The sequence below is a fragment of the Bernardetia sp. Wsw4-3y2 genome, assembly GCF_037126295.1.
Lineage (GTDB): Bacteria > Bacteroidota > Bacteroidia > Cytophagales > Bernardetiaceae > Bernardetia.
Map to the genome: position 1 here is coordinate 1,795,131 of NZ_CP147017.1, position 12,944 is coordinate 1,808,074.

General features: G+C 31.2%; 9 protein-coding genes. 7 read left to right on the forward strand and 2 right to left on the reverse strand.

Annotated elements, in window-relative coordinates; genetic code table 11:
* The first annotated feature begins 669 nt into the window (after nucleotides 1-669).
* From V9L05_RS07105 to V9L05_RS07115, 3 genes are all read left to right on the forward strand, one after another.
* Nucleotides 670-2,073, forward strand: coding sequence for a hypothetical protein (locus V9L05_RS07105; protein WP_338814937.1), 1,404 nt, complete (start codon nucleotides 670-672; stop codon nucleotides 2,071-2,073).
* Nucleotides 2,074-2,497: 424 nt separating this feature from the next.
* Nucleotides 2,498-3,094: a DUF6134 family protein gene (locus V9L05_RS07110; protein WP_338814938.1), complete on the forward strand. Its 597-nt coding sequence runs from the start codon at nucleotides 2,498-2,500 to the stop codon at nucleotides 3,092-3,094.
* 126 nt (nucleotides 3,095-3,220) lie between these two features.
* Nucleotides 3,221-3,856, forward strand: coding sequence for an NAD(P)-binding oxidoreductase (locus V9L05_RS07115; protein WP_338814939.1), 636 nt, complete (start codon nucleotides 3,221-3,223; stop codon nucleotides 3,854-3,856).
* Between the two features lie 131 nt (nucleotides 3,857-3,987).
* On the opposite strand, the gene rnr is transcribed toward V9L05_RS07115, so the two are convergent.
* The gene (gene rnr / locus V9L05_RS07120) at nucleotides 3,988-6,405 is read right to left on the reverse strand and encodes a ribonuclease R (RefSeq protein WP_338814940.1); all 2,418 of its coding nucleotides are present in this window, start codon (nucleotides 6,403-6,405) and stop codon (nucleotides 3,988-3,990) included.
* 455 nt (nucleotides 6,406-6,860) lie between these two features.
* Here rnr and V9L05_RS07125 point away from each other — a divergent pair, with 455 nt between their 5' ends.
* Entirely contained in the window at nucleotides 6,861-7,715 is an 855-nt protein-coding gene (locus tag V9L05_RS07125) for a mechanosensitive ion channel family protein (protein WP_338814941.1), read from the forward strand.
* Between the two features lie 36 nt (nucleotides 7,716-7,751).
* Here V9L05_RS07125 and V9L05_RS07130 read toward each other — a convergent pair whose 3' ends face one another.
* Nucleotides 7,752-7,889, reverse strand: a complete 138-nt coding sequence (locus V9L05_RS07130; RefSeq protein ID WP_338793885.1) for a hypothetical protein — start codon at nucleotides 7,887-7,889, stop codon at nucleotides 7,752-7,754.
* A 170-nt stretch (nucleotides 7,890-8,059) separates the two neighbouring features.
* Between V9L05_RS07130 and V9L05_RS07135 the strand changes: the two genes are divergently transcribed.
* From V9L05_RS07135 to V9L05_RS07145, 3 genes are all read left to right on the forward strand, one after another.
* Entirely contained in the window at nucleotides 8,060-9,292 is a 1,233-nt protein-coding gene (locus tag V9L05_RS07135) for a M14 family zinc carboxypeptidase (RefSeq protein ID WP_338793884.1), read from the forward strand.
* A 108-nt stretch (nucleotides 9,293-9,400) separates the two neighbouring features.
* Complete coding sequence (locus V9L05_RS07140; RefSeq protein WP_338814942.1) at nucleotides 9,401-12,325, forward strand: MSEP-CTERM sorting domain-containing protein; 2,925 nt, start codon at nucleotides 9,401-9,403, stop codon at nucleotides 12,323-12,325.
* 18 nt (nucleotides 12,326-12,343) lie between these two features.
* On the forward strand, nucleotides 12,344-12,931 hold the full coding sequence (locus V9L05_RS07145) for a Crp/Fnr family transcriptional regulator (protein WP_338814943.1): 588 nt from the start codon (nucleotides 12,344-12,346) through the stop codon (nucleotides 12,929-12,931).
* The last annotated feature ends 13 nt before the right edge of the window (nucleotides 12,932-12,944 follow it).

The window sequence follows — 12,944 nt, forward strand, 5'->3', positions numbered from 1 at the left end:
ATAAATCGTAGTTAAGCGTTGTCCGTTCTTCGTAGTGTTCCAAAATAAATAAAAAAGTAGGTTGGGCATTGTCTTTAGCGAAGCGATGACTACGACCTATCAGTTTGACAAGTCTTAGACTTGCGAGTGATGGGTATCAATGCCATTGCCTTTGTCTTTACTTCGGCTTGCCGTTGTGATGACCAACAACAAACACTACCTCAAATCTATTCGTCCCACGCTTATTTAAGGATAAATTTTGTATTTTTGAGTACCATCTGTTCGCATGTATTCCACTACGAATTTACTAACTGCAACTGAACTTACATAACTACTAATTTGATTGGTTATATAGCTGTTTCTTGTGAGCTTTATATTATTTTTGTAGTGTTGAGTTTATAACAGTTGGGAGGGAAATGCCTAAGCTACGGCACTTCAACCAACACGAGATTTACAAAATTATAAAATTTCCCTCTCTACAGTCGGAATTTTATACCTTCGTAAATCCCTGCTTGGTAACAAAAACCTGCTGCTAACATTAGCTTAGCAAAAATGGGCGTAACGTTTTGACCCAGATATTTGAACATAAAAATAAATTTTGGAGGTTTAGAGAGAAACGACTAAGAAATTCCATCTTCGCTAAGCCGTAATCGTTTTAGGCAATTTAAAAAAAACATCATCATACAAATTATGAGAGGGCATTTAATCAAGGTAATTTTCTTTGTGCTTTTACCATTAACGAACATTATCGCACAAGAAAACACACCATTTCTAACAGGAAAAGTCGAAATCTCAATAAAAGAAGGAACTTTTGATTGTGATTTAACCTTGAGCAATATTCCGAAAATAAAGGACTATTTCATTCGACTAAATTCTGGTATGAATATTCTTCATATACGAAGTAAAAAGCCAAACGACTTTTTAATTTATTTCAGCAAATCTCTTGCTGATACAACTTCGACGGGAGAATCTATTGCATACTATTTTAAAGATAATACTGGAAAAGGTAAGTTTCTTCCCAAATCTATTCAATTTAGATATGTTGGTAAATTTCCCGTTGCTAACGATACAATTGCGAATTATAGCCGAAAAGATTGGAAAGGCAATATTGCATTTAATCAAAATTCCGTCAGGTCAGATGGTCGTCAATCTTCGTGGTATCCCATTTTATATGACATTAGGAGTGACAAAATTTTTCATTTAGTCAAATATGACATCGATATATCCTGCAAAGATTGTAAAACATTGTATGTAAATGGGAACGAACCGATTAAAGCCGAAACTGCCAATTTCAAAAGTGACGTTCCTCGGGAATTAACCTTGTTTTGTGGTAATTACGATTTTACAGACATAAACGATACATATATTTTGAACTCGGACTTTAGTGAGAGTGAGGCAAAAAACTTTAGTGAGATGATTAATTCCTATAAAAAATTCTATGCCGACAAATTGAATATTCCATTCAAGCAATCTGTTTCTTTTGTACAAACTACACCTACATCAAAAAAAGACGGTTGGATGTTTGTGTCATATCCTACAATAATGAGTATTGGGTGGCAAAATGGGTTGAAAAATATAATCAATCCTAAATATCAAGATTTTTACAGACCATTTATTGCACACGAATTAGGACACTATTATTTCGGAACGGTCAAGGATTTCAATTCAGAACTTGGCGATATGCTGAGTGAAGGCTTTTCAGAATTTATGTCATTGCAATTAACGAAAGAAATAATAGGCGAAGAGATTTATGACAAAAAAATAACTGAAAAATTTAATAATCTAAAAGACTTCAAAGCAAAACCATTTAAGCAAATAAAGTCCGATTCGGAATACAAGAATAGACAGTTATATGTTTATGATTTTGCACCTATTATTTTTACTGCGATAGAAAAAGAAATTGGAAAAGAAAAAATGTGGAATTGGCTAACCAATATTTTAAATACGCCAACCAAATTTACGAATTATGATTTTTTAGCTTCAACATTACAAAACACATTAAAAGACGATAAGGAATTTAATCTTTTAAAAGCTAAATATTTCGATAGTGAAAAAGCTCTTGAGAATGCGATTAACGAAATAGAAACGGAATAAAAACTGCCTATAACAACGGTAACCGATACACAAGCCTCACTTGTGCTATTTCTCCGTTCAGCTTAGAATAAAATCGTAGTTAAGCGTTGTCTATTGACTACGATTTATCATTTTGGCAAATCTTCAGATTTGCGAGTGAGAGGTGTTTTATTTTCTCACTGCTGCTTTTTAAAACCGATGTCATTTCAAAAGATGATTTTAGTCTGAGGTATTGGTATTTTTTTCTTTTTCAAAAAAAACATTTTAAAACTCTTTATTTTTATAGATAAAGAGTTTTTTTTGTATTCAATATTACTTATAAATTTCCTACCTTGTAGGAACTTACACAAAATGAAAAACACATGAATAAATATATTACTGTTACTGTTTTGAATGGATATTTTACAGTAATCTAGGACTCTTTACTCTTTTTAAAAAACATGTTATGACTTGGTATTTGTTTCTCTTTAGCTTTGTTATTTGTCAATTTAATTTTTCTGAACCTTCTGAAAAAAAGCTGTCTTTTGATATGATTTGGAGAGGGAAATCAGTTGGTACTTTGTATGCAACTCAAAAAAAGACTGATTCTAAAACTCATTATCAGAGTTCGACCAACATTCAAATAAAGTTTATTAAGACCTTTGATGTAAATTATGAATATGATGTGCTGTTTGATAATGAGATATTACAAAGCGCACACGTAGATATAAATTATAATGGAAACAATCATGCTCAAGCTGATACAAAACGAAAAAATAATGAGTATCAAGTAATGAAAGATGGCAAACTTGAAACTACATTTAAAGAAACTATTCGTTATTCTACCATTTCCATGTATTTTGAAGAACCTGTAAATATTGGGCGTTGTTACTCAGAACAAGAAGGAGATTTTAATACTATTGTTCACTTGGGAAACCATAAATACAAAAAAACAAATACAAGTGGTAGGGAGAGTTTCTTTTTTTATAAAAATGGCAGCTTAGAAAAAGCAGTCATTGATGGAGGAATTGTTAGTTTTGAAATGGTCGTTAAAGAGAATTGATTTGAGACATATTTCTTATTTCAAAAGATAAAGTACGAAAATAAAAAAATAAAAACTATTGGCTTGTAATAACTGTTAGTCTATTTGTAATATATATTAAATTCAAATAAATTAAAAAATATTAAAATGAAAACATTAGTTATTGGAGCAAGTGGAAGAGTAGGAAGTTCATTAACTGAAAAACTTCTAGCCAAAGAACATGAAGTGATAGGCACAACTAGAAAAGATAAATATCTTTTTGATGCAAAAAATTATTCTCAAATAGAATTAGACTTAAACGCTTCTGTTGAAGAAATGGAAAAACAATTTCCAAATGATGTAGATGCTGTATTTTTTGTTTCAGGTTCTAGAGGTGAAGACCTTTTACAAACTGATTTACACGGCGCAATCAAGACAATGCAGGTTGCAGAAAAGAAAAATGTAAAGCGTTATATTATGCTAAGTACTGTTTTTGCAACAGATACAGATAAGTGGAGTGAAATTCCAAAAGATATGATGGATTATTATATTTCAAAGCATTATGCTGATCAGTGGTTGATGAAAAATACTAATTTGGATTATACCATTTTACAACCGAGTACACTCAAAGAAGAAAAAGCAACAGGGAAAATAGAAGTGAATATTGATAGTGCTGGCGAAAATTCTATTGATGATGTCGCTGAAACATTGCTTAAAACATTGACTAATCGCTCTGCCTCTAAGAAAGTAATTACAATGCATAGTGGAGAGAAAAAAATTGAAGAAGCTCTAGCTCAATTATAAAAATAATATTGTCTTTATTGGGATTTTAGTATAGCAACACCTCAAATACAAACAGGTCAAAAAAGAGTAGTTATCTATTCTTTTTTGACCTGTTTTTATGTTAAAAATAATTTGAAGTTAGAATTCAGATTTTATTTTCTTCTTCCACTACGAGGTTTACGAGACTTATTTGAACTTACATAATTGTCTTCCTCTGTTTCCATCAACAAATCTATCGTTCTTTTTTCCATATCAACACCTTTTACTCGTACTTCTACTTTATTTCCTAGTGTATATGTTTTTTGAGATTTACGACCCACTACTCGTTGATTTTTCGGTTCATATTCAAAATAATCGCCTTTCAAATCTGATAGACGAATCATTCCTTCACAAGCTGTTGAGGTAATTTCTACATACAAACCCCATTCTGTAACCCCTGAAACCATTCCTTCAAAAACTTCTCCGATATGAGCAGCCATAAATTCAGCTTGTTTGAAGCGAATAGAAGCACGCTCTGCATCAGAAGCTCGTTTTTCCATATCTGAAGAATGACGAGCCATACTTTCATATTTGGCTGGGTCAACAGATTTAATATTATTTTTTAGGTATTTTTCAATCAGACGATGCGCCATCATATCAGGATAACGACGAATAGGTGATGTAAAGTGAGAATAATGCTCAAAGGCAAGTCCAAAATGTCCTGTTGGCTTGGTGGTATAAACTGCCTTTGCCATCGAACGAATAGCTAAAGATTGAAGTGTTTCGTATTCAGGTTTTCCTTCTGTATCTTGAACAAGTTTAGCCAAAGAAGCTGCAAAATGCTCTGGTTCTACATTTATATCATAGCCAAATGTTTTTGCCATAGCTTTCAAATTTGCTAATTTATCTGGATCTGGATCATCATGAACACGGTAAATCATTGTATTCTTCTCTTTTCCATTTTTATAACGGTAGACAAATTCTGCTACACTTTTATTAGCAAGCAACATAAATTCTTCTACAAGTTTGTGAGCATCTTTTCGAACTTTTGGAATAACCCCTAAAGGTTTTCCATTTTCGTCTAACTTAAATTTTACTTCTTGAGTTTCGAAACTAATTGCACCATGTTTAAATCGTTTGGCTTGTAGTTTTTTTGCAAGATCATTAAGAACATTTATTTCATCTGCATAATCTCCTTCTTTTGTTTCGATGCGCTCTTGTGCTTCTTCATAGGTAAAACGACGGTCTGAATAAATAACTGTTTTGCCATACCAACGTTTATGAACACTTCCATTTTTGTCTAATTCAAAGACAGCCGAAAAAGCTAATTTTTCTTCTTGTGGACGCAACGAACACAAGTTATTTGAAATTCTTTCTGGTAACATTGGCACAACTCTATCCACTAAATAAACAGAAGTTGCACGTTTTTGAGCTTCTTTTTCTAATAAAGTATTCGGACGAATATAATGAGTAACATCTGCAATATGAACACCTATTTCGTAATTTCCATTTGGTAAATAAGAAAGCGAAATGGCATCATCAAAATCTTTTGCATCAACTGGGTCAATTGTAAAAGTGAGAATAGGACGGAAATCCCTACGTTTTTTGAATTCTTTATCTGTAAGGTCGTCTGGAACTTCTTCTGCTTTTTTAATTAACTTTTCATCAAACTCCATTGGCAAACCAAACTCTACCATAATGGCATGAATTTCGGCTTCGTTTTCTCCTACTTTTCCTAAAACTTCAGTTACTTCTCCAACAGGGTTTTTACCCTTTTCTTCTGACCATTTTACAATCTTAACGACTACTTTATCGTCATTAGTTGCTCCATTTAAATTATCCAAAGGAACAAAAATATCCATTTTTAATTTCTTAGATTCTACCACTACAAAAGCAAAGCGATTGAGTAATTGAACATTTCCAACAAATTCGGTTCTTCCACGCTCTACTATTTCTATTACTTCAGCTTCTGGATTTTTTCCTTTTTGTTTTCCTGTTAATCTAATTTTGACAATATCTCCAGTAATTGCTCCTTTTATCTTATGTCCTCCTACCCAAGCATCTTCTTCTAAGCCTTCACAGATAATATATGAAGAATCACGTCCTGCATCAACAGTACCAATGTATTCGTTTTTTTGTAATTCAGTATGTGATTTTACTTCTTTCGCTTCGTCTTTTTGTTCGTTTTCTAATCGATTAGATTTGTTAGAAAGAGCTTGTTTTTGTACAGTTACATCTCTAGTGGTTTCTTTTGCAGCATGTTTTTGTTGATTGTTTTGTTTTTGCTGCTGCGAAGAGTTCGTTTTAGGTTCTTCCTTTTTTGTCTCTTGTTTTACCTCTTGGGATTGTGTTTTAGGCTCTTCTTTTTTTGTAGTCGTATTTTCAGCAGCAGAAGCTGTATCTACAATTTCTCTTAAATTTTCTTTTTGTTCTTTTTCTGTCAAGCCAATTCTTTTATAGAGTTGGCGAAGTGTAAAACTTTCAGATTTGCTTTGAGCAAGCGTTTCTATGAGTCCTGTGGCTAATTTTTGTATTTCTTCACGGCTCAGACGAGGGTTTTTCTCGTTTTTTGTTTTTTTTCTCTTTGTCATATAATAAAGTTAGAAGTTAGAAGCTAAAAACTAAAGAGTTAAATCAGAATTAGTCATTCTAATCTATTTTTAGATTCTTCTAATTTCGTAAGTGTTTAAATTGTGTTTGTTTGAATATATAGTTTAAAAAATGATTGTTTTATTCTCTCTTTTTTCTCTTTTCTGTATTATTAGGAAATAAATAAAAGTCTAAAAAATAATTAATTGCAAATTACATGAAATAATTGCGATTTGAAAATTATAACTATCTAACTACAAATGCCTAACCAATAAAGAAGCTAATAAAGTTCAAAAAGACTTTTTTTGCAAATATGATCTTAATTGACAAGGGGTTTTTGATTTGGAATACTACCACCAATTCCCTTATCTTTATGAATTAAACATAAAAAGACGAGCAAAAGTTTGTTTTTATGTATTTTAATTTTAATCGTTTAATAAAAAAATAACAACTACTTATGGATTTTGACATCAAAAATATAAATATTGAAGAACTTCTAGTAACCTATGGACTTAAAGTAGTTTATGCTTTAATTGCACTCGTTATTGGCTGGGTAGTCGTCGGTTTCATTATCAAACTTATCAAAAAAGCATTGCATAAAGCCATTAATGATTTAGCATTAGCAAACTTTTTGACAAGCATTATTGGAGTTCTTTTAAAAGTTCTTTTGTTCATTGTCGTTGCCTCTATTGTTGGAATTGATACTACTTCTTTTGCTGCAATTATTGGTGCTGCAGGTTTGGCAATTGGCTTAGCTCTGCAAGGAAGTTTGTCTAATTTTGCTGGAGGAGTTTTGATTATCCTTTTAAAGCCATATCGTATAGGTGAGTTCATTGAGGCTAAAGGAATGCTCGGAACAGTAAAAGAAATTCAGATTTTTTATACACTTCTGAATACAACAGACAACAAACTCATTATTATTCCAAATGGAGAGCTTTCAAATAGTCCAATCACAAACTATTCAAGAGAACCAATCAGAAGAGTAGATATCACAATTGGAATTAGTTATGGAGATGATATAAAAACAGCAAAAGAAATTATGTCAAAGTCAGCAAATGCACATCCACTTGTTTTGAAAGAAGGAGATGCTCCTTCAAATCCAGTTATTGTAGTAACTAGTTTGGGAGATAGCTCAGTTAATATTGCTGTGCGCTCTTGGGCAAAAACTCCAGATTATTGGTCTGTACATAATGATTTGATTGAAGAATTAAAATATAAAATGGACGAAGCAGGAATTGAAATTCCATTTCCTCAACGTACAGTTTGGATGAAGACAGAAAATGTCGTTAGCGAAGACACCAAAAACAGCTAGAGAATCGTTAATTAATCTCTTTGGTCTCTTTGTTATTTAATCTTTAAATATCTTTACTAGAATTATGCTGATGATGATTATCAAAATCATTGTTCCGTACATAAGAGGTTCTACGTAAAGATATTTTTTGTATTTCTGATACCATTCTTGAAATGATTTTTTTAGATTTTTCATACTGATTTGATTTTTTGTGAACTTCAAACTAAATTAATAAATTCAAGTTGTTTGAAAAATAGGTGTTTTTATCAGATTAATCAACAAAGATAATTTATAGAAAAACTGATTCCTAAGTAACTTTAAAAAAATAGACAATCATTTATAATCCTACAATAAAAGCAGTTTAAATGAATTTTACATCCCAACTTTTAGAAAACTATTCTCTCTACAAAGAAAGATTACTTGTATATAGACATTTTCAGCCTGAAGAGTTCAATCAAGTTTTATTTGATACAATAAAAAAGCAAAATTCTAATTTTGAACTAAAAAAGTTAGGAGAATCTGCCCAAAAACGACCTGTTTATCATCTTACTTTTGGAAATGGAAAAACACCTGTTTTGCTATGGTCTCAAATGCATGGAAACGAACCGACAGCAACCATGGCACTTTTAGATATTTTTCATTTCTTAGAAAATCCAATCACAGATGAAGATAAAAAGTTAGTAGAAATACTTAAAAGTCATTTCACGCTGCATTTTGTTCCTGTTCTGAATCCTGATGGAACAGCACTTTTTACACGCAGAACAGCTCAAGGAATTGATATGAATAGAGATTTTCTTCAACGACAAACACCAGAAGCAAATTTACTCATAGACTTAGCAGCAAAAGTACAGCCTCATTTCAGTTTTAATTTGCACGACCAACGCTCAAAATATTCTGTTGGTAAAAATCCAGTTCCAACTACTCTTGCTTTTCTTGCACCTGCTTTTGATAAAGAAACAACTATTAAAAAAGGAGGAATGCGACGTTTAGAAGCCATGCAAGTAATTTCTTTAATGGTGGAAGGATTAGAAAAAGAATTAGGTGGGAAAATGGCAAAATATGACGATGAATTCGAACCTCGTGCTTTTGGAGATGGCTTTCAGAAATTAGGCTACGGAACAATTTTGATAGAATCGGGGCATTATCCAAACGACTGGGAAAAACAGGAAGTTAGAAAGTATAATTATGTTTCTATTTTGAATGGACTTTTATCAGTTGCAAATAATTTGCATAAAGACAAATCAATAGAGGCCTACGAAAAATTACCTTTAAATGGAACACAGTTTTATGATGTCATTTTGAGGAATGTAGAAATAGAATTTCCTCAGTTTGTAAAATTTAGAGCAGATATAGCTTTTGAAAGACATTCTAAATTTGATATAAAAGAACATCAGTATCTTTTTAAAAGTGAAATAGTTGATATTGGAGATTTATCTACCTTTTACGGACACGAAGAACATAATTTTGAAAATTATGCTCTTGTAATGCAAAGTGAAAAAATAGCACTTGAAAGTAATCCAAATTTAGTATTTGAAAATATAGAAAATCCACAAAAGCGTTTTGTTGTTTTGAATGGTGTGGTTTCTGGATTGATATAGATTAATTTTATGCAATTTAATTCCGTTTTGCATCATTTAAGAAAGAAAATTAGTAATTTGATACTTGTATAATATACATCTCTTTCTGTTGAATAAAATATAAAAACTATGAATCCATTTTTGCATCCTCGTTGGATATTTTTTTCTACTATCCTTCCACAACTGACACTTTTTATTATTTACTACAATGCTTTTCAGGTTTTTGGAATGCAGCTAGAGGAAAATATAGTAAGTAATTGGTATGTCTATGGTTTTAGTTTTTTTGGGGTTATCATTGTTCAAACTATTTATGCTGCATATTTGACCTATCACTCAAAACCTGTAAATGGTATTTGGTCGGTCGCTACAATTGCTATTTATTTGTTTTTAATGCTTTCTTATTATCTACAAGCAAAAGATTTAGTTCCTCGTTCTGTTCCTGATTGGATTCAAGGTGTTACTGATGTGCAGAGTTTTATGGGTATGTTTGTTTTTCCTTCTATGTTGCATGCCATTATTGTGGCTGTGGTTCATTTTACAGGAAAAGAAGAAGAGTCAAGTTATCATTTTTGGGCAATTTTGGTTATTCCATTGGCTATTTATTTGTCTATCACACTTCTCGTTCCATTTCTAAATCAAGCCTTCTCTTATAAATTCACAGAATTTGCCATGACAATTTTGATGTCTGTCATGATTATTTCTGCTTTATTTTGGCTGTTTAGATTAGTTTATTTGGCTTATCTCAACAATAAATTTCCTCATCTTCGCAGAGTTTTAGAAATTTTATTTATAGGAGCTTTTCCATTAGTAGGACTTTATTTGAGTAAAGAACTAGATAACCCACTAGGAAACTTTCAAAGTGTTTGGTTTTTCAGTTTTGCACTTTTTGCTGCTATTATTCTGATTACTCCTTCTTCTTCTTTTAAATTATACAAATATCGTTTTTTTCATTTTCTCTTAAAAGCCTTTGTTTTTCCTTATACAGTTTATTTTATGGTTGTTTTTATGCCATTTACACCTCTTTCTGTGGTTATGGTAATTATTGGCTTTGGTCTTTTGATGCTAACTCCTTTGGTTTTATTTCTCATTCATGCTCAACAACTCTATCAAGATTATGATTATCTAACCAAAAATTATTCTACTTCTTCGCTATTTATTAGTTTTTTAGTTGCTGCCCTCATTGTTCCTTTAGCTTTTTCATTAAATACTTATTATGACAGAGTTCAACTACATAAAGGCTTAGATTATTTGTATAGTTCGGATTATGATGAAAATAAAAGTGTTCCAAATCCAAATTCTATTTCAGCAACTTTGAGCCATATAGAAAATTTTAAAGTACGAAGAAACAGAGATTGGTTAAGTATTGGAAATGATGGAATTCCATTATTAGATAGTTTTTATAAATGGCTTGTTTTGGATAATATGACACTTTCAGAATCAAAAATAAATCTTTTGAATAATGTTTTTGTAGGAGAAGATATGCCCAAACCAACTGATACATGGCGTTTTTGGCAAGGACAAATTAATCAAAATAGAAATTTCGAAACAGGAAAAGGAGACAATACAGTAAAAATAGATAAGACAAAAATTACTTCAGTTTTTGATGAAAAACAAAATGCTTGGGTAAGTCAAGTAGATTTGGTTTTACACAATGCAGAAGAAGGATTTGGGCAGCGAGAATATGCTACTTTTTTTGATTTGCCAGAAGGAGCATTTATCAGCAATTATTATTTGTATGTTGGAGAAGAGAAAGTAGAGGCACTTTTAGCAGAGAAAAAAACGGCTTTGTGGGTTTATCGTCAGATTGTAAATACTCGTAAAGACCCAGGGATTTTGTATTACAACGACAAAGGCAAAATTGGCTTTCGTGTTTTTCCATTTATAAGAAATGAATATAGAAAGACAGGATTTGAAATTCTACATGCTGAACCGTTTGAGTTACAAATTGATGATTCTACAACTGTTTTTTTAGGAGAAAAAGAAGATTTGACAGATAAAGTATTGATTACGGATACAAATGGAATTGGTGTTAATGTTCAAGATTATTCAAAAAATAATACGGAAAATTTCAAAACTACATCAAATTCAAATTACGTTTCTGCTAAAGAATTAACAGATTTAAAAACGATTACTAGAAAACCCTATTATCATTTTGTCTTAGATAATTCGAAATATGGAGGAATAGGAAAGGAAAAATATATTGAACGAATAGAGAAATTTATATCAAATAATCCATTAGAAAATGATTTAGAATCAAAATATACGCTTGTTGATTTTGAAGTAAATGACTTACAAACAAATTGGAAGCAAGATTACTTAAAGAACACAAACAAAGGTGGATTCTTTTTAGAGAAAGCTGTCAAGAAAATTTGGCTAGAAAACTATTTACAAAACTTGAATCTTGATAATTCTGATAAAGCTACTTATCCGATTATTGTAGTTGTAAGTGACGAGCTAGAAGATGGAGTTTGGACAGGTTCTTTGCACGAATGGAAAAAGTATGTTCCAGAAGGATTTGATTTTTATGAATTGGCTTCAAATAATAGAATTATGCTTCAAAATTTTGAGCATTTTAAAATGTTAGGAGAACCAGTTGATAAAATTTCAATTAAAGAAGTAAAACAGAAAGGGAATTACTTTTTACCTATTTCTATCAAAAATGGAATTACTTTACCCATTACCGAATTTGATAAAAAAGAAGAAATTACAAGCGCAGATATAGAAGCCTTTGAAAAACTACCAAAATATGCACAGGCTTTATCTTTGCAAAATCTCAATGAAACAATGGCTTTATATCCTACTCAAGCCGAAAAACGTTGGTTAGAGCAAGTTCAAAAAAGTTTTACAGCTCGCATTCTCACACCTGTTACTACCTTTATGGTTTTGGAAACGGAAGCACAACGAAATGCACTTTTGAAAAAACAAGAAGAAGTTTTGAGTGGAAAACGATTATTAGATTTGACAGATGCAAGACGCTCGTCAGAACCTAGTCTTTGGATTTTTATGGCAATTTTTGGAGTTCTGTTTTTGATAAAATATAAAATCAAATCTTGATTCAATGAGTATAAATTTATGAACACATCACTTACAGAGTTAGAAACATATATCAATTCTTATTTTGGCATTCAACAAGCTGAAAAGTTGCGTAAGGTAAGTGATTTGTTTAAACTAACAACACTCAAAAAAGGAGAGTTTTTCCTAAAAGAAAATAAACGTTGTGACAAACTTTGTTTTATGAAAAGTGGTTTGTTACGCATTTATGTTTTAAAAGAAGACAGAGAAGTTACACAATGGATTTCTACAAAAGGTTATTTTGTGACAGATATTTCAGGCTTTATGTTCGAAAAACCATCTCGTTGGAATATGCAAGCCTTAGTAGATACAGAAATTTATATCATAAAAAGAAGTGATTACAATAAAATTGAAAGTATAGAACCCAAGTGGTTTGATTTTGAAAAAATGTTTATTGTAAAATGTTTTGAAATGGTAGAAAACAGAGTTTTTAGTCACCTTTCTATGAATGCAGAAGAAAGATACAATGCCTATTTTGATATGAATAATGAAATTTTTAATCAAGTTCCTTTACAATATATTGCTTCTCTTTTGGGAATGAGTCCTGAAACATTGAGTAGAATTCGAAAAAAACAGCTTGAATTATAATCTATCTAACAAA